Raw genomic sequence first — 21,785 nt, 5'->3', positions numbered from 1 at the left:
TGCTAAACCTTTACTTGACCTCGAGTGCGTGGTGTGTTGACGTTGAGCCCGTGCGCCGACTGCTGATTTCGCTGTGCGCGTTGGTCGTCGGACTCGTCATCGCGCCGTCGGCCCGCGCGGAGTTGGTGCCGTGGTTCGCTCCCAGCGTCGGCAACGCGACCCAGGTGATTTCCGTTGTGGGCGTTGGCGGCTCGAACGCCAAGGTCGACGTGTACGAACGCACTGCCGCCGGCTGGCAGGCGGTTGCCGCGGGGATCCCCGCCCACGTCGGTGAGAAGGGCATGGCTCCCGAGACGCACGACGGCCAGATGCTCACGCCGATGGGCGTCTTCACCCTTGACTTCGCGTTCGGTACCGCCCCCAACCCCGGGGGCGGGCTGCAATACGTGCAGGTCGGTCCCGATCACTGGTGGGACGGCGACATGAAGAGCGCCACCTACAACACGATGCAGGTCTGCAAGAAGGCGCAGTGCCCGTTCGACACGAACCCGAGCAGTGGAACCGAGAACCTGAAGATTCCGCAGTACGAGCACGCCGTCGTGATGGGCGTCAACAAGCAACGCGTTCCGGGAAACGGCGGCGCGTTCTTCCTTCACTCCAGCGACGGCGGACCCACGGCGGGGTGCGTCAGCATCGACGACGACACGTTGGTGGGAATCATGAAGTGGCTGCGCCCCGGGGCGCTGATCGCCGTCAGCAAGTGATCAAAGAGCTATCGCGCGACCGGCTTTCACGTTGAACTCGAGCGCCTTGGTCGAGAACGACGCGTCGTAGGTGCGGTCGTAGCCGGTGACGCTGATCTTCCAGCCGTCGGCGGTCCGCCGGTAGCGGTCGTGATAAAAACCCGCGCCGATCAACATGAAGTCGAACTTCGGGGCGATGACCTTGTCCTGCAGGTACCAGGTGGCGGTCGCTTCGTCGCCGTCGACGTCGATCTCGGGGTGCGTGACGCGGTGGTCGGTGATGACGTCGGCAGGCATGGAACTGCGCATGAACTCGACGAGGGTGGCCCTGTCGGTGAAGTGGTGCGTCTCGCCGAGGGATTCGCCGTAGTCGCCGATCACGTCCTCGGTGAGGGTGGCGGCGAACTCGTCCCAGTGCTTGGTGTCGAGCGCGCGCAGATACCGGTACTTGACCCGCTGAATGTCTTCGATGTCACCCATCTGGACATTGCAACACAGCGATGGGCGGTGCGGCAGCCCTGCCCCCAGGTTCGGTTGACGGGGCCGTCAAAACGGAGCGCCGCCGCCGGGGAGGCCCTGACCACCGTCGACGGCGACGATTCAGGGGCAAAGCGACTCGGTGGAGCGCCAAAGATTAGCTGGCAGAACGCTGTTCGTGACGGCCGGTGCGGAGTGTCTGTCACGCCCATGTCGCAGGGCGGGTTATCGTGGTCGGCGTCATGAGCGATCCGTTGGGGTTGTCGATCGGGACGACCAACCTGGTCGCGGCGCGTGTCGGCAATCAACCCGTCACGCGGCGTTCCACACTGCCGCGGGCAGGTCAGGTGCTGAGCGGATTCGTCGAGCGCGTCGGAGATCCGGTGCCGTTGGTCGGCGAGGACGGGACGTCCTACCGCGCAGACCTGTTGATGGTCGAGGCGCTCGACGCCATGGTGGTCGAAGCCGGCAGCGACCAGTCGTCGCAGATTGCCGTTGCGGTACCCGCGCATTGGAACGGCGCCACCCTTCGGTCGCTTCGGGACGCCATGCGCACCACGCCAAGCCTGGCGCCGAACGGCGTGCCGGTGCGGCTGGTGTCGGACGCGGTGGCGGCGCTGACCGCCCTGGCGGCCAACCCCGGTCTCCCCGTCCGGGGAGTGGTGGCTCTGCTGGACTTCGGCGGCGGTGGCACCAGCATCACGCTCGCCGATGCGACGGCGTCGTTCGAGCCGATCGAGACGACCAGGGTGGCCGAGTTCTCCGGTGACCTGGTCGACCAGGCGCTGCTCGCCCACGTACTCGACGGCATCGCGCAGGACGTCGACCCCGCGGGCACCGCCTCCGTCGGATCGCTTGGCGCGTTGCGCGAGGAGTGCAGGCTCGCCAAGGAGCAACTGTCCGAGGCGGAGACCGCAGACATCCCCGTCGAGCTGCCCGGTCATGGCACGACGGTGCGGGTGACGCGAGACCAGCTCGACGCGCTCGTCGAGGCACCGCTTGAGGCAGTGTTGGCCGAACTCGGGGAATCGTTGCTGCGCAACAGGATTGCGCCAGCCGACCTGTCGGCCGTCGTCGCAGTTGGCGGCGGAGCGTCCATCCCGCTGGTGACCCGACGGCTGGCCGAGAGCCACCAGAACTCATTCGTCACGACCCCGCATCCGGCGCTCGACGCCGCGGTTGGCGCCGCGATCTTCGCGGCTTACGGAGCCGACGCCGACGCCCAAACCGGAATGGCGCCAAGCCCGTTGATCACGGGGGCGTGGCCCGCGAAACCCGTTGCGGCGCCGGACTCGTCGACGTTCCGGGCGCTCGCGTGGTCACAGGACGACGAGACCGTTGGCGACCCGACCCCGTATACGGGCGAAGATCCCTACGCCGATCCCTACGCGGACTCGGGTACGACGCGCGTCGTCGCGCAGTACCACCCGAGGCACGACGACGAACCGCGGTCGTGGCTGCGCCTGCCCCAACTGCTGGTCGGCGCCGCGGCCGTGGTGGCGCTGGTCGCGGTGGGTGGTGTCGCGATCGCGCTGACCAGTGCGACCGACGAGACCCGCCCCACGCCGACCACCGCACCCGTCACGGCGACCTCACCGCCGGCACCGCCGCCGACGAGCATCGAACCGCCGCCCCCGCCGCCCTCGGCCGAGGCGCCGGCCCAGAACGTCCTCACCGTGACCAGTCAGCCGCCCCCGCCTCCGCCTCCGCCTCCGCCTCCGCCGTCGACCGAGACCGTCACCGTGGAGCGCCCCGTCACCACCACGACGACGCAACCGACCACGACCACCACGACGACGACCACCACGACTACGACGACCACGACGACACCCCCGCCGACGACAACGACGACGACCACGACGTCGAGCGCGCCGACCATGACGACGAGTTACATCACCGTGCCCTTCGTGCCGGTGCCGATCCCGATTCAGGTTCCCGCCAGCCCAGCGCCGACGCAGCCCGCGCCGTACGCGCCCAATCCCTACGCACCCAACCCGTACGTGCCGTACGCGCCGCCGGTGTATCAGCAGCCCCCGCAACTCCCGTACTGATTCCTGTGAGCCCAAAAGGGCACGAAGGAACGTCACAGTGGGGTTCCAGGTTTCCTGGGGGTGAGCGGCCCACCATCTGTCCATGACCGAGAAGAGATTGCAGACCGACGGTTTGCGCGTGAAAGTGCTTGGAGTGGCGGGAGCCGCCGCATTCGTCACACTGGGGGTCCTCAGCCTCGGCTCCGGCCACCCCACCACCAGTGGCGTCGACCTGGCGGGTTCGGGTGACGCACCCGCCAACACCACCTTCGTCCAGCCGACCGACAACGCTATGACGATGGGGGCCACCGCGACGTGGACCACCCCCACGTCGGTGGAGCCGATTCTCAAGGCCGTACCGAAGGGGGCGTCCTGACATGCGAAGACTAGCCAGCAGTGTGGTTCTGGCCGCGTCGGCGCTGATGTGCCTCGGTGCCGGTGTGGCGCAGGCAGGTACGACCCCGGACGTCGTGGGGCAGAAGTACAGCGACGCCGAGTCGGCGATCAGCGGCGCGGGCCTCAAGGCTGTGGTCTCCACCACGGTGGGTGATCAGAAGGCGTGGCCGGACTGCATGGTGACCAATACCGTCGCCAGGACCGTGCCTGCCCCGGAGAACAGCGGCGGATCGGCAACGAACCAGCTGCTCGTCTCGTTGAACTGCGACGACGGCGAAGCGTCGTCGAAGACGCCGGGATTCTCGGCCGCGAGTGCTGAGGGCAAGGCGGCCAAGGCCGCTGCCGAAGCGGCAGCGTCGTCGACCGCTCCGGCACCGTCCAAGTAACTCGAATTCAGCTTTGCCCGACCAGGTTGCGTGGGTGGTGGCAGGCCGCCACGTGAGCGGGCTCCAGCTCCTCGAGCCGAGGATCGTCGGTGGTGCACACCTCCGTCGCCCACGGGCAGCGAGTGTGGAAGTGGCAGCCCGACGGCGGATCGATGGGGCTGGGCACGTCGCCCTCGAGGACCAGTCGTTCGCGTGAGACGTTGAGCTTGGGATCGGGGATCGGTACCGCCGAGAGCAACGCGTTCGAGTAGGGATGCAGCGGGTGGTCGTAAAGCTTTCCGGCAGGGGCACTTTCGACGATCCGGCCGAGGTACATCACGGCGACACGGTCTGAGACGTGCCGCACCACCCCGAGGTCGTGCGCGACGAAGAGGTACGACAGGCCCAACTCCGTCTGAAGATCCTTGAGCAGGTTCACGATCTGGGCCTGCACCGAGACGTCCAGGGCGGAGACGGGTTCGTCGGCGATGATCAGCTTCGGCTTGAGGGCGAGGGCACGGGCGATTCCGATCCGCTGTCGCTGACCGCCGCTGAACTCGTGCGGGTAGCGGCTGGCGTGCTCGGCGCTGAGGCCGACGCGATCGAGCAGGTCCTGTACCCGCTTGTTCACGTCACGGCCGTCGGCCAGCCCATGCAACTCCATGGGTTCGCCGATGATTTGCCCGACGCGCTTGCGGGGGTTCAGCGAGGCGTAGGGATCCTGGAAGATCATCTGCATCTGTCGCCGCACCGGACGCAGGCTGCGCCGGGACCGGCCCACCAACTCCTCGCCGAGGAACTTCACAGAACCCGACGTCGGTGCGGTCAGCTGCAGGATGGTCCGGCTGAGAGTCGACTTGCCGCAGCCGGATTCGCCCACCAGGCCCAGGGTTTCGCCCTCGTTGATGGTCAGGCTGACCCCGTCGACAGCCTTGACGTGAGCCACCACGCGGTCGACGACCACACCGGACTTCACGGGGAAGTGCTTGACCAAGTCGGTTACCTCGAGCAGGGGTTCACCAGTCATGACGCCACGTCCTTTCGCAGGCCGATGTGGCCGTCGACGTCGCGCAATCTGCGCTTGTCTTTCGGGTCGAGCCAGCAGCGGTCACCGTGCAACGGAGGCGGCTCCGAGCACTTGTCGAACTCGTGCGGGCAGCGCGCCGCGAAGCGGCAACCCGTCGGCGGATTCAGAAGCGACGGTGGCGATCCCGCGATCTGAGCCAGTCGAATGGGGCGCGGTTGGTCGAGTCGCGCGAGCGAGCCGAGAAGACCCCACGTGTACGGATGCTGCGGATCGTAGAAGATGTCGTCGAGCGTCGCGTCCTCGACGATTTGGCCCGCGTACATCACGGCGACCCGGTCGGCGACCTCGGCGACGACGCCGAGGTCGTGGGTGATCAGGACGACGGCGAGGCCGCGTTCCCGGTTGAGCTTGTCGAGCAGCCGCAGGATCTGCGCCTGCACGGTGACGTCGAGCGCGGTGGTCGGTTCGTCGGCGATCAGCACGTCGGGATCCAGCGCCAGGGCCATCGCGATCATGACCCGCTGTCGCATGCCACCGGAGAACTCGTGGGGGTAATCGTGCACGCGCCGTTCGGGATTGGGGATGCCGACTGACCGCAACAGGTCGACGGCGCTGTCCCGAGCCTCCTTCTTGGACACCTTCTCGTGCGCCCGGATCATCTCCACGATCTGTTCGCCGACCCGGTAGACCGGATTCAGCGACGTCATCGGATCCTGGAAGATCATCGCGATGCGCTTGCCACGCACCTCGCGCAGCGCTTCGTCATCCAACTGGGTGAGATCACGGCCGTCGAACTCGACCGAACCGGTGATCGACGCATTGGGCGCGCGGGTCAGACCGAGGATGGTCTGGGCCGTGACGCTCTTGCCTGACCCGGATTCGCCGACGATGGCGAGGATTTCACCCTTGTCGATCGAGAACGAGACGCCCTCGACCGCCCGCACCACGCCGCCGTCGGTGGCGAAGCTGACGGTGAGGTCCTTCACGGAAAGGATCATGCTGGGGCCGCCTCGCCGAGTCGGATGCGTGGATCTAGGAATGCGTACAGGACGTCGACCACGGTGTTGAACAGCACGATGAAGAATGCGCCGAACATGGTGACGCCCATCAGCGGTGGAAGGTCGAGGCTGCCGATGGCCTGGCCCGCGTAGAGCCCGACGCCGTTGATGTTGAACACGGTTTCGGTGAGGATGGCGCCGCCACCCACGACCGCGCCGAAGTCCAACCCGAACAACGTGATGATCGGGATCATCGAGTTGCGCAGCACGTGCTTGATGCGGATCTGACGTTCGCTGATGCCCTTGGCGCGTGCCGTGCGGACGTAGTCCTCGTTCATCACGTCGAGCATGTTGGATCGCAGGACGCGACTGTAGAAGCCGACGAACAGCACCGCGAGCGTTATCCAGGGCAACACCAGGTGATACGCCCACTGCCCGGGGTTCTTGGTAAGAGGAACGTAGCTGCTGGTCGGGAAGATCTGGGCCTTGAAGCTCAAGTAGTACAACAGGATTGCCGCGAGCCAGAAGACCGGTACCGAGATGCCGACCAACGCCAGGATCGTCAGCGTCCGGTCGGTGAACTTCCCGGCGTGTACGGCGCTGAGGTAGCCGAACACCACGGCGAGTGCCATCCAGAGCACCGCTGCGCCGATGCACAGCGACAGCGTGGCGGGCAGGCCCTTCCAGATCTGCTCGCCGACGTTCTGCGAGCTGGCATACGAGGTGAGCGTGCCCGTGAAGATCCGCTTCATCATCGTCAGGTACTGCGTGACGATCGACTGGTCGAGACCGAGGTCCGCCCTGACGCGGGCAATCAGCGCGGGGTTGGCGTTCTTGCCCGCAATGCGCTGCGCGGGATCGGAGTTGGGGATGACGTTGAAGATCAGAAAGACGATCACCGAGATCGCGAAGAGGACGGCAGCCATCCCGATAAGTCGCCTGACGGCGAATCTCAACATTGGTTAGTGCTCCAGTCGGATCTTGGCCCGCGGGTCCAGCGCGTCACGCAGACCGTCGCCGAACACGTTGAGCGACAACACCGTCAACACGATCATCGCGCCAGGCACGATCGTGAGATGTGGTGCGGTGTAGATGTTCTGGTAGCCGTCGGCGATCATGGTGCCCCACGACGCGCTTGGCGGACGCACGCCGGCGCCGAGGAACGACAGCGACGACTCCAGCAACATGTTGTTGGCGATGTTGAGGGTGAAGAACACGATGATGGTCGAGATGACGTTGGGCAGCAGCTCGGAGACCATGATCCGGATCGGTCCCTTGCCCTGTGCGACGGCGGCCTCGACGAACTCCTTCTCCCGAAGCGCGAGGATCTCACCGCGGATCGGCCGAGCCATGTACGGCACGTAGACCAACCCGATGATCATGATCGGAATCCACACGGAGTCACCCGAAATCGCGAGACCGCCAATCTTCAGGCCGCCTAGCGCGAGCGTCGTGCCAAGCGCGATGCCGAGGAGCAGCACCGGGAACGCCCAGACCACGTCCATGATCCTGGACAGGATCGCGTCGATCCACCCGCGGTAGTAGCCGCACAACAGGCCGACCAGGACCGCGAGCACGGTGGTGACCAGTGCGGCGGCGACGCCGATGAAGATGGACGTGCGGCCGCCGTAGAGCAGTCGCACCATCACGTCGCGGCCGTTCTGGTCGGCGCCAAGCAGGTACCGGCCGTGCAGACCGGGTCCGATCGGCGTGCCGTCGGGGGATACGACGTACTCCTCCTGACCGTCGACCATCACCTTGTCGGTGATGTGGTTGGCGTCCGGTCCCGTGTGTGCCACGTGGTCGGCCCACAGCGGGGCGGCCAGGCAGACCAGCACGATCAAGATGAACAGGACGCCAAACCCGAGCGCAACGCGGTTGCGGCGCAAGCGAACCCACGCCAGGTACCAGGGGCTCCTGCCCCGGACGGCGTCGGGGGCGACGCCGGCCGGGACGGGAGGAATGCCTGGTGCTTCGATCTCTCCTACTGAACCGGTCACTTCAGGGCGAACGCGGAGTAGTCCTGAGTGAAGAGCAGATGGGGGATCGTCTTGTCGAAGTCGATCCGATCGGAGACGAACGTGGTGTGCTCCTCGTTGCCGTAGGGCGCCCAGACCGCTTGCTCCATGTAGGACTTGTCGAGGGCGGCGTACTGCTTCTTGACGTCGTCGGTCAACTGCTCCTTCGCCAGGTCGTTCATCTTGGCGTCGAGCTCGGGGAGGTTCACCTGCGAGTAGTTGCTGTTGTTGGTCGGCAGGATGTTCTGGCCGTTGAGCAGCGGTCGGAAGAAGTCGTCCGGGTGCGGGAAGTCCTGGAACCAGTCGGTGAACCCGGTGTCCAGATCGGGGGTCGAGGTGTTGCCGATCGTGGCGAAGTAGACGTCACCGGCGACCACCTTGAGCGTGGCGTTGAAGCCCAGCTGGGTGAGCAGGTCATGGTAGTACTCGCCGATCCGCTTGCGGTCCGGCTCGTCGTCGGTCCAGACGGTGATGTCCTTGTCGGCCGGATTCGCTTCGGCCAGAAGGGCCTTGGCCTTCTCCATGTCGTGCGGGTAGGGCTTGTACTCCTCGTAGCCCGGCATTCCCGGGGGCAGGATCTGCTGCGTCGGATGCAACCGGCCGCCGAACACGCGGTTGAGCGCCTCCGGGTCGATGGCGTAGTTGATGGCCTGGCGCACCCGGATGTCGTTGAAGGGCGCCTTCTGGTTGTTCATGAAGAAGTAGTAGGTGTTGATCGAGTCGTTCAGGCTGAAGCGCTCGCCGAACTTCGACTTCACCTCGGCAAGGCGGTCGGCGTCGGGCGGGTCGACCATGAAGTCGATGGTGTTCTGCTCGACCCCGGTCACCTGTGCGGAGTTGCTCTTGTTCTGGGTGACGGTGATCTTGTCGACGTTCGCGTCGGCAACCTCGGTGGCACCCGCGTCCTTGACGGTCTTGAAGTTGGGGTTGCGCTCCATCGTCAATGTCTGCGGCGCTTCGACCTTCGTGATCATGAAGGGTCCGCTCGACGGTGGCGGGGTGTTGGTCGAATCCTTGTCCAGCGGCGTGCTCGGCGGCACGGGCGCGGCGAACATCAGCGCGAGCACGTTGTTGAACGTGCCGCTGGCGTCGGTGAGAGCGATGGTGATGTCGCCGGTGGCGTCGTCGGTGGTGATGCCACTGATCGTGGGCGCCTTGCCGTCGGCGTAGTCCTTGGCGCCGACGATGGTCTCGAAGAACACCGAGCCGCCGGAGTTGGCCTTGAAGAGTCGCTGAATGGCGTAGGTGAAGTCCGATGCCTTGATCGGCGTGCCGTCGGAGTACTTCATGTTCGAGCGCAGCTTGAGCTTGTAGGTCTTGCCGTCGGGGGAGATCTCGGGCATCGCCTCGGCGAGACCGGGCACGACCTGGGTGCCCTCCTCGCCCTTGGCGTGCTTGTACGTCAGCAGCGGCGTGTACGTGTTGTACAGGACTTCCCAGCCCTCGACGGTGTACGAGAGTTGGGGGTCGACGTAGTCGGGGAACGACGTCATCGAGACGTTGATCTCCCCACCGCCGGTACCTCCGCCGCCACTACTGTCACCGGTGTCACCCCCACAGGCAGCGACTCCGAAAGTAGTCAGCGCCGCGACGACGGTCGCGGTCACCGCCTTGCGCATCTTGGTCATGTGAGATCCCTTGGTCATGTGTCCCGACGGTGTCCATTACCTGTACGCCTCCCGTCGAGGTGCCATTGCATCTTTTCCGAAAAACGACGGATGGCAACTCGGACTTTCAGGAATGGACACCGAGCGGCAACCCTCTGGCCTGCGAACTCCCAGGACGCTGGACATTCCTACTGGTCGACGCCGGGGCGTTTGGCGGTTGCTGCACCTGCTCGTTCCCGCGCCCAGGGGACGCCGTGTGGCCGGAATAATTACCGTTATGGTGCCGTTTGACCGGAAAATCAACGCCCACGCAGGTTTGGCTCAAAAGGTAGCCGACCATGACGCCGGGTCAGGTGGTATAGGCCATCTCGAAAAAACCTTCAAAAAAACTGAGCGTTTCGGCGCGTCGTCGGCGCGCCTCGCCGACGGAGGTCCCCCGAGACCGGGGGCCGTACTGGGTAGCATCGGGTCCCGTGGCGCGCAACGACGGTCCCGGCGGACCCCAAGACGACCCGTACTACTCCGATGGCGAGCCGACGCAGTACGGCAGCTACCCGCAGGGCGAGTCGCAGGCTTACAGCGAGCCGACGATGGCCTCGAACTACGGAGCGCCCGACCCGTACGGGGCACCGGACCCCTACGGAGCGCCGGATCCCCATGGCCAGCAGCCGCCACCGGAGCCGCCGCGGCCCTGGTATCGCACGCCGCCGGGTCTGGTCAGCCTCGGCGCATTGGGCGTCATCATCCTCGCGGTGATCGTCTACGCCATCGTCTCGCTCACCGGCGACGACGGCTCGAGTTCCACGTCGACCACGTCGAGCACCAGCGCGACGACCACGCCGTCGTCGGCCGAGTCCGTCGTACCGGCACCGACCGGCGGCACGGAGACGGTGACGCAGACCGAGGCGCCGAGCACGACGACCGATTCTTCGGCGGCGACGACGACGACCACCAGCCCGACGACGACGACGACGACCACCACCACCACGACCACCACGACGACGCCGAGTCCGACCACGAGCACGACCGTGTCGACGAGCACCAGTACCAGCACCGTGACTCAAACGGTGACGGTGCCGCCGACCGAGGCACCCGAGACGCCGAGTGGTGGCGGAGCCGCGGGCTGACCCACCTGACCTAGGGTGCTTGCATGCGGGGAATCATCCTGGCCGGGGGCACGGGTACTCGCCTGTATCCGATCACCATGGGCGTGTGCAAGCAATTGCTGCCCGTGTACGACAAGCCGCTGATCTACTACTCGCTTTCGACGCTCATCATGGCGGGCATCCGCGACATCCAGGTCATCACCACCGCGGGTGACGTCGAGGCCTTCACCCGATTGCTCGGGGACGGTTCGAACTTCGGAACGAACGTCACCTACGCGGTCCAGGATCGCCCCGACGGCGTAGCCCAGGCCTTCGTCGTCGGCGCCGGCCACATCGGCGACGATTCAGTCGCATTGATCTTGGGCGACAACATCTTCTACGGACCGAGTCTGGGCACCAGCCTGGCTCGTTTCCGCGACGTCGACGGCGGCGCCATCTTCGCGTACTGGGTGGCCAACCCGTCGGCGTACGGCGTCATCGAGTTCGGCGACGACGGCAGAGCGTTGTCGCTGGAGGAGAAGCCGGCCACCCCGAAGTCTCACTACGCGGTGCCGGGACTGTACTTCTACGACAACGACGTCGTCGAGATCGCGAAGTCGCTACGGCCGTCCGACCGTGGCGAGTACGAGATCACCGACGTCAACCGGACCTACCTCGAGCAGGGCAAGCTGGGCGTCGAGGTGTTGGCGCGCGGCACGGCTTGGCTCGACACCGGCACCTTCGACTCGCTGCTCGACGCCAGTGACTACGTGCGCACCATCGAGCGCAGGCAGGGCCTGAAGATCGGCGTGCCAGAGGAAGTCGCCTGGAGGCTCGGCTTCATCGACGACGACCAGCTGGCCCGGCGGGCCCGCTCGTTGACGAAGTCAGGATATGGCGCGTACCTGTTGCAGCTTCTCGACACCTAGCCGAGTCGGCCGAAAGCCGTTCTCGGAGAACCGGTCTGGCAAGGCCAGTGCGAACACCGTGCGCACCGTCATCAGGTACTGCTTGATCAGGTGGCCCGTCGTATAGGGCAGCTCGTAGGTGTCGCACAACGCTCGCACCCGCCTGGCGATCTCGGCATAGCGGTTGCTCGGCAGGTCGGGAAACAGATGGTGCTCGATCTGGTAGCAGAGGTTGCCGCTCATGAACGCCATCACGGGGCCGGCGTCGAAGTTGGCGCTGCCCAACATCTGTCGTAGATACCACTCGGCCTTGGTCTCGTCCTCGAGCGTCTCGGGCTCGAACTTCTCGGCGCCGTCGGCGAAGTGGCCACAACAGATCACCACGTACGCCCAGATGTTGCGCAGCACGTTGGCGGTGATGTTGGCGCCAAGGGTCCGTCGCCACCGCTTCATGCTCAGGGCCGGGTACAGCGCGTAGTCCTTGCCCATCTGGCGGCCGATCTTGCGCAGCAGTGCCTTGCCGTGGGCCGACTTCTCGGCATCGGTGGTGGCTCGTTCCTGCTCCGAGTACAGATCGTGAAGGGCGATGCCCCACTCGAATCCGAGCGCGAGCAACACACTCCGCAGCGGCGCGAAGAGGTAACCGGGGTTCCACTCCTGGTCCTTGGTCACCCGCAGCACGCCGTAGCCGAGGTCGTCGTCGACCCCGACGACGTTGGTGTTCACGTGGTGTCGGTAGTTGTGGGAGTAGCGCCACTGCGACGACAGGCCCGCCATGTCCCACTCCCAGGTGGTGGAGTGGATCTCGGGGTCGTTCATCCAGTCCCATTGGCCGTGGCCGACGTTGTGGGCGATCTCCATGTTCTCGATGCTCTTGGCAGCGGCGAGCCCGAGGGTGCCGAGCCACCAGCCGCGCCTGCCCTTGGTGCCGGCGATCGTCAACCGGGAGGCAAGCTCCAGCGCGCGTTGGAACGCGATCGTCCGGCGGATGTAGGTCCGATCGCGGGTTCCGCGGGTGGCTTCGACGTCGCGGCGGATGTCGTCCAATGCGGCGGCGAGCGCGTCCAGGTCGGATTCGGACAAGTGGGCGTACTCGGCGACGTCGGCAATGGCCATCGGTTCATAGGTTTCTGATCGGTTCGGACGGCCCTCGGGCGAGGGTCGCGAATCGGCAGGGTCCGGGTCCGGGTTCGCGTGTGCCGGGGCTTCGCGACTCGCTCGGCTCCAGCCCGTGTAGGTGTGTACAGCCTAGACGTTGAGGCCGCCGGCTCGCGGGCTTGCCGGCTCCCGCTCCACCGTCGGCAAGGCCATCGCGTCGAGCGCATTTTGAGCGCCCGCCGCGGGCCGATGTGCAATTGGCTAAATGTGCAATAACTGTCGAGCCCAGCTAGGTCTGCGCCTCTGCTAACAATGGGGTTCGCCAGTGCCATTCGAAATGAGGACATCGGCGCACCAAGGCACGCCATTTCGGCACCCGTGGCCCGGGCATCGCTACCTGGACCCCTGGCCATCGGTGCGACCCTGACGCGATCCAGCAAATAACCGATCTTGAAAGTTTGCTACCCCGGCATTCCGCCCCGACGTCCTTCGGCTTCCCTTGGCGACGGCTGCACCGCTCTGATCAGCACTCCCGCCTCATCGGTCGGGCCTACGGTCGACGATCCGGGGGGCACCGCGGCTCAACGGCTGCGAAGGCGGCCGTTTGCCATTTGGCTGGCGTAGGCCGGGAGGTCGACGCGAGGAGCAAATGCCTCGACCCGCTCAGTCATAGCCTTCCCCCATGTGTGGGCTTTCCTGGCAGCAAAGTGCATAGGGTCCAATTTCGAGTTAGCTGGACCGGTTGCAATTTCGATGAGCCGGGGTAAATTAACACCACGTTCAATACAGCAGTTAACTGTTGGCAAAGGGGATTCATGTTTAGGACCAATAGCCTCTCCGTCGGTGCCGGTGTCACGGCGGTCGGCGCAGCGGCGTTGCTTATTAGTCAATACGGATCAGCCGCTGCTACCCCTGAAGCGGCGACCGCGCCAGCCATCCGCACGGCGGCCCTGCCACTAGAGTTCGACGTCAACCAAACCTTCCCGTGGGCGCTGGCGCCCGCCGCCGCGATCAGCAGCACCGGCGCGGCCACGGTGTCGGCGGTCAATCAGTACGCCAACGGCTTCAAGGTCGGTGTCGGCGCCGCGCTGCAGACGGCCAATAAGCTCGGGCCCCTGACCTTCGGCCTCAACTCGATCAAGTCGATCGTCGCTCAACAGGACCCGACCAGGCCGCAGCAGTCCACCATCAACGTGACCGATCTGGATCAGTGGGCACTCGGGTTGGCGGGCCTGGCCAACAGTGCCGGCGCCATCGGCTTCGTGGACAACGTCGCCTGGTACGACCCGTTCGTCGGCACGCACGCCGGTTTCCTGCAGACTGCCAACAACCTCGGTCCCGCATTCTTCAACCTCAACGTCCTCAAAGCCATCGGCCTCACCCAGGTGCAAGACGCGGCCGGCGGCAACGTCCTGAGCAGCGGACAGCCGGACGATTGGAGTGCCGTCGACATCGGCCGGTGGTCGGCAGGCATCCCCGGGATCATCACCAACACGGGGACGACGGGGTTCGTGTTCTCGTTGGACTTCGGCAACGGGCCGGTCAACGCCTACTTCGCCGGCGGTCTGCACACCACGACCAAGATCGGCTCGATGGTGTTCGACTTCAACTTCATTCCGTCCATCAGGACCAGCCTCTTCCCGCCAGGCCTCGTCATCTCGCTGGCGCCGGACCTGACGGCCGCCGAGACCGAATTCGCCGGAATCAACCCGCCGCCGCCGGGCACCATCAACCCGCCGGTCACGAATCCGTTGCCGCTCAGGACCGCCGCGCCGTCCACCGCGCTGGCGGCGTCCGTGGCGCCAACCGTTCCCGATCCCGCCACCGAGGGTGCGGACGCCGGCGCCACCAAGGTCGCGAACATCGAGACGACCGAGGTGGACGACACCACGCCGAAGGTCGACGAGACCCCGGCCAAGGTCGAGATTCCCGGCGTCAACGGCGTTCCCCTGTCGGGAGCGCCGAGCACCAAGCCCGCCGGCAACGGTCGAAACGACCCGTTCAAACCGCTCCGGTCCTTCGCCGATTCCGTAAAGAAGGGAATCGAGAAGTTCACCGGAACCGGCCCCAAGCCCGCCGCTACCAGTGGCGCCGGGACCCCGAGCACGGGAGGCGCCGCGACGACGTCCGGTGGTTCGAGCAGTGCCGGTTCGAGCGGTGCCGGTTCGAGCGGTGCCGGTTCAAGCGGTGGGGCCGACAGCTCCAACTGATGACGTAGCCGCACAGACGAGAGCCGCCCCGGTGCAGACCGGGGCGGCTCTTCGTTTGGGGTCTGGAGGATCAGCTCACTTGCACTGCTCGACGATCTTCTTGCTGTTGGTCTCGAGGTCGCGGAGTCTGGTCACCTGGCCGGCGTCGTCGTCCGGGGTCCCGGCCAGGGCGTTGATGGTGAGATTCTGAAGGTCAGTGGCAAGCGTGCGAAGCAGCCCGGCCAACTCGGCGGGCACGGCGGGGCTGAGGTTGTCGACGAGATGCTGACTGCCGACGGACATGGCCAACCGCGCATTCGCCGCAATCGCTTGTGCGGCAGCGGGATCGGTGCCAACTGCGCCCTGGGTTTGCAGGGCCACCGCGGTCCGCACCTTGATGTAGGCCTCGCAGGCCCGGCCCTTTGCGTCGGCCACCTCTTGGTTCGTTGGCGTCGCCGAGTTCTCCGCCGGCGTCCGCGTCAGAGCCCAGACGGCCACTCCGGTCGCCACGGCCGCGACCAGCGCGAGAGCGAGGGTGGCCCATCGCCACGGGGATCGCGCGGTGGGCTGTGCCGGCGGGGGCGACAGCTCCTCGTGGGGCTCGGCGGCATGCTTCATAGTGTGACAATCGTATCCGCTGAATTTGCTGGCGTGCCGATTTGCAGGGGTGTCGGCACGCCGAGGAATTCGCGGATCGACGTGGTGCCTGCGAGTTGGATGTCGCTGCGCCGAACGGTCTGCCACTGCTCTCGGTCCATCGTGAACGCCAGCATGGTGTCGGGTCGATCGCGGCGGATCTCGCGAACTGAGCGCTGTTCGGTGTAGGGCAGCGATCTCGTGATGCGTAGTGAGGCTGCGTTGTCGTGCCACGCGCGGGTGCTGGCGGTGACGCCGTCCAGACCGGCGAAGATCAGGTGCAGTGCCGCCTGACGCATCTCCTGGCCGAGCCCCCGACCTTGAAACCGGCGGCCGATCCACGACCCGGTCGTCACGGTGCGGGTGGTGGGAAAGTGCTCGGCACTGAGCGTGCAGACGCCCAAGATGTCGCCGTCTCGGTGATGGGCCGCGAGGTTGAGAGTCCAACGCTCAGTGGTGGTGTCGGCTCTGCACCGCCAGAAGTACCGCACCGCGTCGCGCTGCAGAGCCGGCGGCGGAACGTCGGTCCACGGCTCGGAGAACGGCATGGTCTCCGGATCGTGAATCCCTTGCGCAGCCAGATCGGCGAGTTCGCCGGCAAGCTCGTCGGTGACGTAGCGCAGCGACAGGCGGGGAGTCGACACATGGAGCTCGAACAGCGGCCAGATCGCGGCGGTCATGCTGTCATCGGATCGCACGCGGGGCGGCGAGCGCAACCCTTTTCGTGGCGTGGTCGATTCTCGGCGCTAACGTGGAGGGGTGTCCCGAGACAAACCTCTGGGCTTCGACCTGCAGACCGACCAGGCCACCTCGGCGCGCATGCAGCGCCAACGGCGACGTGACACGTCGATCGAGGTGGCGTTGCGGTCGCGTCTGCACGAGGCCGGGCTGAGGTACCGGATTCATCAGCGGCCGTTGCCCGGTCTGCGGCGCGAAGCCGACATCGTCTTCCGGCGAGCCAAGGTGGCGGTCTTCGTGGACGGGTGCTTTTGGCACGGTTGCCCGCTGCACTCCACGAAACCGAAGCGCAACAACGACTTCTGGGTGGCGAAGATCGAGGGAAACAGCGCGCGGGATCGGGCGACCGACGAGGCGCTGCGCGACGCCGGCTGGGTACCCGTCCGGGTGTGGGAACACGAATCCGCCGAGGACGCCGCCGCGACGGTTCGACAGATCGTCGAAAGTCGTTCAGCCCGAAGTTGATTCGACGAACTCGCGGAGCGGGTTCATGTCGTGTTCCCACAGGATGGTCACGCCCCGGTCCTGCGCCGTCACTAGGCAGGACAGGTCAAACACCCCGGCCAGGATCACGCCGGTGAGAGCTTGGCTGCCGAAGTGCGCACGCCACGAGTCGGACTTGCCGCCCACCTCCCGGTTGACGCGCTTCCAGCCGTTCTTCGGGCCGTTGGACACCTTGCATTCCAGCGCAAGCAGTCGGCCGTCGAACAACCGGGCCGGCACGTCGCACTTCGCGCCGGCGAGGCGGCGTTCGCGACTGTATCCGCCGCGTGGCATGTCGTCGATGAATTGAATTGGCGCACGGGAGACTTCGAGCGTCAACCCCGCATCGTCGAGCGTCTTCGCGGTCATCGTCTCCTGCCGGGACGAGGCCTCACCGCGTCGTTCCGTACCGGTTTGTTGGGCGGCCCAAAGCACCGTCGTCGCCATGATCGCCATTTCCCGCTCGTCCGGCCACGGCGGACGGCCCTGCGCGAGCCAGGGGAAGCGCACCGGGTCGACGACGACGCGAATCGCCTCCGCCGTGTCCTCGGCGTAGGCCGGCGGTACGGAGCGAAACTTCGGACCACCGACGAGGGTCCACAGATCCTCCTGGCTGATCGGCGGCCCGCACAGATAACGGCAGGCCTGCCAGGCCTGTGGATCGGCCTTGAAGACGGCGCCGGTGAGGTTCTGGATGTCGTCGGACGCCTCGAAGACCTGCTCGACCCGCGGCCGGAGTTGGTTGTACATGCGCTGGAAGGCCTTGGGCCCCTCCTCGCGGCGGAGGTGGGTAAAGGCGTCCTCGGCGGTGTCGCGAGCGGCCTTCAGTTCGGCGGCCGTCCACTGGGGCGGGGCGACGAACGTTGGCGACACCCGGCCGAGTCTGCCACTGGGCCGCCTGGCGTCCGCCCGACAGGCTACTTGTTGGCGAGGATCCTGGTGCGCAAGCTTCCGTTGACCCGGTGCTCCGCCTCGGTGTAGCGAACACGCTTGGTCAGATAGTCGGGCCACGGTGGCATCGGCGGCGGCGTCTCGGAAGGGCCGTTGCGAACCGATTCGAGCAGGGTGCGGCCGATAGCTTCCACCGCGTCGACCTGAACGGCGTTGCCGATGTGGCGGAAGAAGTTGCTGGTCTTGCCTGCGAATCGCCAGTCACGCGGGAAGCCTTGCAGCGCAGCGCATTCTTGCCACGTCAGACGTCGAATGTCGTGGTCCTCCGGCAGCTTGATCCAGTCGGGCGTCGACGCGGTCCTGATGGTGCGTGACGGCAGTCCAAGGTTGGCGAGGAAGGCGTCCTGTCGGTAGCCCCACTGCCCGCTGGGGCGGTTGTTCATCACGCGGCCCTTCGTGCGGAGGCCGGTGCCCGGGGTCAGCTGACGCAACGCGTCGCCGTCGATTCCGTTGGGCCGGACGACGGCGTCATGCTGCGCGGGCGGCAGCGAGTCGAGGAGCTCACCGAGCGAGACCCACGGCTTGAGGCCGTTCTCGCCGTACCGGTGGTGGGTGGGCTCGGGGAACTCCGGAAGCTCGTGGTCGGCAGTGGCGATCAGGTAGAGGCGGACCCGGCGTTGCGCGGCGCCGTAGTCGGCGGCGTTGAGCGTGGCTATTCGACTGGAGTAGCCGAGGTCGCGGAGGTCGTCTTGGATGCTGCGCAGGACCTCGCCGGGGGCGCCCTTCGGACCGACCGCGGTGACGAGGCCGCGGACGTTCTCGAACAGCACGTAGCGGGGCTGGAGTTCCTCGACGAGGCGAATCATGTGGGCGATCAGCTGGCCGCGGGAGTCCTTGAGGCCCTTCTGGTGACCCGCCGACGACCACGGCTGGCACGGTGGCCCGCCGGCCAGCAGGTCGGGGCGCCAGTCGGCACCGGCGCTGCGCGGACGCAGCTCGTCGGCGGTCAGCGTCGCGACGTCCTTCTCGATCAGAGTGGTCTTGGCCAGGTGCTTGCCGCGTCGGCCCTTGATGGGGATGCCGGCGGCCTTGCTGGCGCGCAGGGTCTCCATGGCGTCCGCGGCGTGGTCCGTTGCGACGACGACGTCCCAACCAGCGCGTTCGAGGGCGATGTCGAAACCGCCGGCCCCGGCGAACAGGCTGACCACCTGCGCCTTGCGCGTACTGCGCGGTGCCACCGCAACCCCTTCCGTGCATCGAACGGCCGTTCGACATCAGGTATACAGCCTCGCACCGACAAGAATCCCATGCCATCGTCGTCTGCCATTGTCGTCGACGGACGTCGTGTTCGCCGGGACGCGCGCCGTGGGAGGGTCACCACCAGATGGCGACGGCGCACCCGATCCCAAGTGCCGCGGTGAGGCCACCGGTCACCGCGATTTGCCACTGCGCCGGTGCAATCGCGACACCATTGTCGCCGAGTTGACGGCGGCGGATCAGGGATGCGATCGCGGCCGCGAGCAGTGCGGCGATCGCGAGGAACGAATGCCCGTGCACCAGCGTCTCCCCGGAGCGGAAGGCCAACAGGATGCCAACCGCCATGAAGCTGAACGCGGTTCTCTCCCAACCGAGGTGAGTCCGCTCCCGTTGCAGGCTCACGGCCGCCCAAGGAGAATCATGACGAGCACCGCCACGCACGCGGCGAGCAGGAAAACCGTCAGCGCGAGCGGCAGCCGCGTCGGAGGCAGGACGTCGTCGTCCCGCATCGCGCGCTGCACCTGCTGCCAACGGCGCACCGACGCCACGGCCGTCACCGCGCCCGCGGCCACCAGCAGTGTCGCCAACCCGTGCCGACCCCACGACACCGGAAACGGTGGCAGCAACTGGGCGACCGCCACGCCACCGGCGATCAAGGCCAGTGCCGTCCTGATCCACGCCAGGAAGGTGCGTTCGTTGGCGAGGGTGAAACGGTAGTCGGGCTCATGGCCAGTCATGCGCCGTACCGTAGCCAGATGGGCAGGCACTGGTCGAGTTGCTGCATGAACTTCTCCAGTCCGACGCGGTGTTCGGCGTATCCCGTCGGGTCGACTCGGTGACCGGGGTACGCGATGCCGATGCCGAAGAGTCCGGGGGCGATGATCCCGTTGGAGGGGTTGTGCCGCAACGGACCCCACTGTGGCGCGTCGACTGTGCGTGGCTCGAATCCGACGGTGTAGACCACGCGGTCGCACTGCCCGAGCAGTTCGTCGAACCCGGGATCGTCGACGTGGCAACGCTGGAGGCGATCGGGAATCCGACCGTCGAGGTTCTCGCGTGCCCACTGGGCCGCACGGCCTTTGAGCCCGGTGTCGTCGAACAGCGTCCAGTCCTCGAACTCGACGGCGTAGCGCAACGGATGCTGATAGAAGTTCACGATCTTCGCCACCGGCTGCGCCAGCAGATTCGGCAGGGCGATCATCGTCGAGTGCGAGGAGCCGAACACGGCGACCGTCGCACCATCGAGATCCTCCGTCGCCAACTCGTGCGGGTCGACGACCACGTCGAGCGGGATCTCGTGGAGTCCGGGATGGTTCAGCGTGCGTGCGTCGGACCCGATCGCCAAGACCACGTTGTCGGAGGTGAGGACGGACTGTTCGGTGTGCACCGTCCAACATCGCTCGCTCAACTCCAGCCGGGTGGCACTGGTCTCGTGAGCGGCGACCCTGTCGGTGAGCTGCGCGGTGATCCAGTGCAGCGGCTCCGCCACCGCTCCGAGCAGACACGTCTCGTGCGGATCGACCCCACGGATGTCGAAGTCCGGTGCCTTGGCGAAGTCGAATGCCGCCGTCGAGTCGAGGAAGCGCAGGAAGCTGCTGGTTCGGGTGTTGCTCGACACGACGGACCACTTGGTTCCGAAGTCACCCACTGCGAATTCGGGATCCACCCAGGCGATCTCACCTGCGGGGACGCCGCGGTCGATCAATTGGCCGACCGTGGCAATTCCGGCTGGCCCGGCCCCGACGACTGTCCACCGGTAATTCGTCGTATCCATGGGAAGCGCTCCTTCTCGTCGCACTGATGTGTTGCCGCTCGGCGCCACGCATTCCATGGTCGACGCACCGAGCGCTCGGCAGTAGCGGTCGCGACGTTGTGAGCTCACAAGCGCGCGTTGTGAGTGCTGGGCGACGCGTCAGGTGGCCGAGGTGCTGCGTTGTAGCCGCTGCATCGTCTGGATGTGGCCGAGGAGGTCGCGAACCGCGCCCGCCGGGGGCGTCCGGCCGCCGACCCAAATGGCCCGAAGGTGGCGGCGCAGGTCGAGTTCGGGGGTCGAGACTTCCCGTAGCCGGCCAAAGGCGAGGTCGTCGGCGATCGACAGTCTGCTCATCACGGCGGGCGCCTGGCTGGACAGGACGGCCGCCCGGACCGCCGCAGCCGAGGAGAGTTCCAGGACCGGCGGTGCCTGATGTGCGGGATCGCACCCCGCACGCTTCAACGCGGCGATCAGCGAATCACGGGTTCCTGAACCGGTTTCGCGCGAAATGACGGGTGTCTGCGCAAGTTCGGCGGGGTCGACCGGCCGTGGGCGCCGAGCCCACTTGTGGTCGGGGGCCACCACGACCACCAGTTCGTCGGACGCCACCACCTTGCTACGCAAACCGGTTGGTGCGGAGGGGCTTTCGATGAAACCGAGGTCCGCGGTACCATCGGCGACGTCGGCCACGGCGTGACTGCTGTTGGTGGCTGTCAACGTCAACTCGGGGACGGGTGTCCCGCGGCGTGCCGCCGCCGTCCGCAAGGACATCAGCCAGCGTGGCAACAGCTGTTCGGCGACGGTCTGACTGGCCGAAATATTGATGCGGCTGCGGGCATCTGAGCGCAGCGACGCCAAACCGGCGTCGACGTGATGGGCGACGTCGAGCAGTTGGTGAGCCCATTCGGCGACGACCACACCGGCGGGCGTCAGCTGCGAACCCCGCGGCGTACGGACGGCTAGCTCCACGCCGATGCGGGCCTCCACCGACGCCAATCGTGCCGAGACCGCCTGCTGGGTCAGGCCGACCTTCCTGGCGGCCGCACCGAGGCTGCCCGTTTCGGCGATCGCCAGCAGCACCTCGAACTCGGCGAGATCCGGCATGCGCGAACTGAGGGGCATGACGTGAATGCAAGCACAGTCCGT

At 66.4% G+C, this 21,785-nt stretch carries 23 protein-coding genes; 8 read left to right on the top strand and 15 right to left on the bottom strand.

The genetic code is table 11. The annotated features are described in order from the left end of the window. Nucleotides 1–50 precede the first annotated feature (50 nt). Nucleotides 51–704: a L,D-transpeptidase gene (locus tag ASD37_RS11110; RefSeq protein WP_056550977.1), complete on the top strand. Its 654-nt coding sequence runs from the start codon at nucleotides 51–53 to the stop codon at nucleotides 702–704. Here the strand turns inward: ASD37_RS11110 and ASD37_RS11105 are convergent, their stop codons facing one another. Further along, a complete protein-coding gene (locus ASD37_RS11105) occupies nucleotides 705–1,163 on the bottom strand; it encodes a nuclear transport factor 2 family protein (RefSeq protein WP_056550976.1) in 459 nt (152 codons plus the stop codon). Between the two features lie 239 nt (nucleotides 1,164–1,402). Here ASD37_RS11105 and ASD37_RS11100 point away from each other — a divergent pair, with 239 nt between their 5' ends. The 3 genes from ASD37_RS11100 (at nucleotide 1,403) to ASD37_RS11090 (ending at nucleotide 3,972) form a co-directional block, all read left to right on the top strand. Then, nucleotides 1,403–3,211: an Hsp70 family protein gene (locus ASD37_RS11100; protein WP_056551079.1), complete on the top strand. Its 1,809-nt coding sequence runs from the start codon at nucleotides 1,403–1,405 to the stop codon at nucleotides 3,209–3,211. 82 nt (nucleotides 3,212–3,293) lie between these two features. Further along, nucleotides 3,294–3,566: a hypothetical protein gene (locus ASD37_RS11095; protein ID WP_056550975.1), complete on the top strand. Its 273-nt coding sequence runs from the start codon at nucleotides 3,294–3,296 to the stop codon at nucleotides 3,564–3,566. Nucleotide 3,567: 1 nt separating this feature from the next. Further along, the gene (locus ASD37_RS11090; RefSeq protein WP_056550974.1) at nucleotides 3,568–3,972 is read left to right on the top strand and encodes a PASTA domain-containing protein; all 405 of its coding nucleotides are present in this window, start codon (nucleotides 3,568–3,570) and stop codon (nucleotides 3,970–3,972) included. Between the two features lie 7 nt (nucleotides 3,973–3,979). Here ASD37_RS11090 and ASD37_RS11085 read toward each other — a convergent pair whose 3' ends face one another. The 5 genes from ASD37_RS11085 to ASD37_RS11065 are packed head-to-tail and all read right to left on the bottom strand — an operon-like array spanning nucleotide 3,980 to nucleotide 9,622. Further along, entirely contained in the window at nucleotides 3,980–4,978 is a 999-nt protein-coding gene (locus ASD37_RS11085) for an ABC transporter ATP-binding protein (protein WP_056550973.1), read from the bottom strand. Next, on the bottom strand, nucleotides 4,975–5,976 hold the full coding sequence (locus ASD37_RS11080; RefSeq protein WP_056550972.1) for an ABC transporter ATP-binding protein: 1,002 nt from the start codon (nucleotides 5,974–5,976) through the stop codon (nucleotides 4,975–4,977). Before ASD37_RS11080 ends, ASD37_RS11085 begins: the two co-directional genes overlap by 4 nt. Further along, a complete protein-coding gene (locus ASD37_RS11075; protein ID WP_056550971.1) occupies nucleotides 5,973–6,935 on the bottom strand; it encodes an ABC transporter permease in 963 nt (320 codons plus the stop codon). Before ASD37_RS11075 ends, ASD37_RS11080 begins: the two co-directional genes overlap by 4 nt. A 3-nt stretch (nucleotides 6,936–6,938) precedes the next feature. Continuing rightward, complete coding sequence (locus ASD37_RS11070; protein ID WP_370072729.1) at nucleotides 6,939–7,955, bottom strand: ABC transporter permease; 1,017 nt, start codon at nucleotides 7,953–7,955, stop codon at nucleotides 6,939–6,941. 17 nt (nucleotides 7,956–7,972) lie between these two features. Then, nucleotides 7,973–9,622, bottom strand: coding sequence for an ABC transporter substrate-binding protein (locus tag ASD37_RS11065; RefSeq protein ID WP_056550970.1), 1,650 nt, complete (start codon nucleotides 9,620–9,622; stop codon nucleotides 7,973–7,975). Nucleotides 9,623–10,074: 452 nt separating this feature from the next. On the opposite strand from ASD37_RS11065, the gene ASD37_RS30925 reads away from it, so the two are divergent. Together ASD37_RS30925 and rfbA are read left to right on the top strand one after the other, a co-directional pair. Beyond that, on the top strand, nucleotides 10,075–10,728 hold the full coding sequence (locus ASD37_RS30925; protein ID WP_082570066.1) for a hypothetical protein: 654 nt from the start codon (nucleotides 10,075–10,077) through the stop codon (nucleotides 10,726–10,728). Nucleotides 10,729–10,751: 23 nt separating this feature from the next. Further along, on the top strand, nucleotides 10,752–11,615 hold the full coding sequence (gene rfbA, locus ASD37_RS11055) for a glucose-1-phosphate thymidylyltransferase RfbA (protein WP_056550968.1): 864 nt from the start codon (nucleotides 10,752–10,754) through the stop codon (nucleotides 11,613–11,615). Here rfbA and ASD37_RS11050 read toward each other — a convergent pair. Beyond that, a complete protein-coding gene (locus ASD37_RS11050; RefSeq protein WP_082570065.1) occupies nucleotides 11,574–12,710 on the bottom strand; it encodes a fatty acid desaturase in 1,137 nt (378 codons plus the stop codon). The two genes, rfbA and ASD37_RS11050, sit on opposite strands and share 42 nt — an antisense overlap. A gap of 797 nt (nucleotides 12,711–13,507) precedes the next feature. Between ASD37_RS11050 and ASD37_RS11045 the strand changes: the two genes are divergently transcribed. Next, nucleotides 13,508–14,902: a hypothetical protein gene (locus ASD37_RS11045; protein ID WP_056550967.1), complete on the top strand. Its 1,395-nt coding sequence runs from the start codon at nucleotides 13,508–13,510 to the stop codon at nucleotides 14,900–14,902. 75 nt (nucleotides 14,903–14,977) lie between these two features. Here the strand turns inward: ASD37_RS11045 and ASD37_RS11040 are convergent, their stop codons facing one another. Then, complete coding sequence (locus tag ASD37_RS11040; RefSeq protein WP_056550966.1) at nucleotides 14,978–15,499, bottom strand: hypothetical protein; 522 nt, start codon at nucleotides 15,497–15,499, stop codon at nucleotides 14,978–14,980. Beyond that, nucleotides 15,496–16,197, bottom strand: coding sequence for a GNAT family N-acetyltransferase (locus ASD37_RS11035; RefSeq protein WP_056551077.1), 702 nt, complete (start codon nucleotides 16,195–16,197; stop codon nucleotides 15,496–15,498). The genes ASD37_RS11040 and ASD37_RS11035 overlap by 4 nt, the downstream gene beginning before the upstream one ends. A gap of 79 nt (nucleotides 16,198–16,276) precedes the next feature. Here ASD37_RS11035 and ASD37_RS11030 point away from each other — a divergent pair, with 79 nt between their 5' ends. Continuing rightward, nucleotides 16,277–16,720 carry a very short patch repair endonuclease gene (locus ASD37_RS11030; RefSeq protein WP_255354839.1) on the top strand — a complete coding sequence of 148 codons (444 nt, stop codon included), beginning with the start codon at nucleotides 16,277–16,279 and terminating at the stop codon, nucleotides 16,718–16,720. Here ASD37_RS11030 and ASD37_RS11025 read toward each other — a convergent pair. The 6 genes from ASD37_RS11025 to ASD37_RS11000 all read right to left on the bottom strand — a co-directional run bounded on the left by ASD37_RS11025 (nucleotide 16,706) and on the right by ASD37_RS11000 (nucleotide 21,761). Further along, complete coding sequence (locus ASD37_RS11025) at nucleotides 16,706–17,611, bottom strand: XamI family restriction endonuclease (RefSeq protein ID WP_056550965.1); 906 nt, start codon at nucleotides 17,609–17,611, stop codon at nucleotides 16,706–16,708. The genes ASD37_RS11030 and ASD37_RS11025 overlap by 15 nt on opposite strands. A 44-nt stretch (nucleotides 17,612–17,655) precedes the next feature. Then, nucleotides 17,656–18,867, bottom strand: coding sequence for a DNA cytosine methyltransferase (locus tag ASD37_RS11020; RefSeq protein WP_056550964.1), 1,212 nt, complete (start codon nucleotides 18,865–18,867; stop codon nucleotides 17,656–17,658). Between the two features lie 136 nt (nucleotides 18,868–19,003). Then, nucleotides 19,004–19,288 (bottom strand): DUF202 domain-containing protein, encoded by a 285-nt coding sequence (locus ASD37_RS11015; RefSeq protein ID WP_056550963.1) that lies wholly within the window; start codon nucleotides 19,286–19,288, stop codon nucleotides 19,004–19,006. Next, nucleotides 19,285–19,623, bottom strand: coding sequence for a YidH family protein (locus ASD37_RS11010; protein ID WP_056550962.1), 339 nt, complete (start codon nucleotides 19,621–19,623; stop codon nucleotides 19,285–19,287). The genes ASD37_RS11015 and ASD37_RS11010 overlap by 4 nt, the downstream gene beginning before the upstream one ends. After that, nucleotides 19,620–20,660 carry an FAD/NAD(P)-binding protein gene (locus ASD37_RS11005; RefSeq protein ID WP_056550961.1) on the bottom strand — a complete coding sequence of 347 codons (1,041 nt, stop codon included), beginning with the start codon at nucleotides 20,658–20,660 and terminating at the stop codon, nucleotides 19,620–19,622. Before ASD37_RS11005 ends, ASD37_RS11010 begins: the two co-directional genes overlap by 4 nt. Before the next feature lie 138 nt (nucleotides 20,661–20,798). Then, nucleotides 20,799–21,761, bottom strand: coding sequence for a LysR family transcriptional regulator (locus ASD37_RS11000; protein WP_056550960.1), 963 nt, complete (start codon nucleotides 21,759–21,761; stop codon nucleotides 20,799–20,801). Nucleotides 21,762–21,785 lie beyond the last annotated feature (24 nt).

Source organism: Mycobacterium sp. Root135 (genome assembly GCF_001426545.1).
Classification (GTDB): Bacteria; Actinomycetota; Actinomycetes; order Mycobacteriales; family Mycobacteriaceae; genus Mycobacterium.
The sequence above is the reverse complement of the archived record's forward strand: the minus strand, read 5'-3'. Positions and strand labels throughout refer to the sequence as shown.

What these genes read in the sequence shown, in the direction of transcription:
- ASD37_RS11075 (WP_056550971.1), bottom strand. Translation starts at nt 6,935, where the DNA reads ATGTTGAGATTCGCCGTCAGGCGACTTATCGGGATGGCTGCCGTCCTC.
- ASD37_RS11045 (WP_056550967.1), top strand. Translation starts at nt 13,508, where the DNA reads ATGTTTAGGACCAATAGCCTCTCCGTCGGTGCCGGTGTCACGGCGGTC.
- rfbA (WP_056550968.1), top strand. Translation starts at nt 10,752, where the DNA reads ATGCGGGGAATCATCCTGGCCGGGGGCACGGGTACTCGCCTGTATCCG.
- ASD37_RS11065 (WP_056550970.1), bottom strand. Translation starts at nt 9,622, where the DNA reads ATGACCAAGATGCGCAAGGCGGTGACCGCGACCGTCGTCGCGGCGCTG.
- ASD37_RS11090 (WP_056550974.1), top strand. Translation starts at nt 3,568, where the DNA reads ATGCGAAGACTAGCCAGCAGTGTGGTTCTGGCCGCGTCGGCGCTGATG.
- ASD37_RS11085 (WP_056550973.1), bottom strand. Translation starts at nt 4,978, where the DNA reads ATGACTGGTGAACCCCTGCTCGAGGTAACCGACTTGGTCAAGCACTTC.
- ASD37_RS11105 (WP_056550976.1), bottom strand. Translation starts at nt 1,163, where the DNA reads ATGGGTGACATCGAAGACATTCAGCGGGTCAAGTACCGGTATCTGCGC.
- ASD37_RS11000 (WP_056550960.1), bottom strand. Translation starts at nt 21,761, where the DNA reads ATGCCCCTCAGTTCGCGCATGCCGGATCTCGCCGAGTTCGAGGTGCTG.
- ASD37_RS11010 (WP_056550962.1), bottom strand. Translation starts at nt 19,623, where the DNA reads ATGACTGGCCATGAGCCCGACTACCGTTTCACCCTCGCCAACGAACGC.
- ASD37_RS11040 (WP_056550966.1), bottom strand. Translation starts at nt 15,499, where the DNA reads ATGAAGCATGCCGCCGAGCCCCACGAGGAGCTGTCGCCCCCGCCGGCA.
- ASD37_RS11095 (WP_056550975.1), top strand. Translation starts at nt 3,294, where the DNA reads ATGACCGAGAAGAGATTGCAGACCGACGGTTTGCGCGTGAAAGTGCTT.
- ASD37_RS11050 (WP_082570065.1), bottom strand. Translation starts at nt 12,710, where the DNA reads ATGGCCATTGCCGACGTCGCCGAGTACGCCCACTTGTCCGAATCCGAC.
- ASD37_RS11100 (WP_056551079.1), top strand. Translation starts at nt 1,403, where the DNA reads ATGAGCGATCCGTTGGGGTTGTCGATCGGGACGACCAACCTGGTCGCG.
- ASD37_RS11035 (WP_056551077.1), bottom strand. Translation starts at nt 16,197, where the DNA reads ATGACCGCCGCGATCTGGCCGCTGTTCGAGCTCCATGTGTCGACTCCC.
- ASD37_RS11080 (WP_056550972.1), bottom strand. Translation starts at nt 5,976, where the DNA reads ATGATCCTTTCCGTGAAGGACCTCACCGTCAGCTTCGCCACCGACGGC.
- ASD37_RS11005 (WP_056550961.1), bottom strand. Translation starts at nt 20,660, where the DNA reads ATGGATACGACGAATTACCGGTGGACAGTCGTCGGGGCCGGGCCAGCC.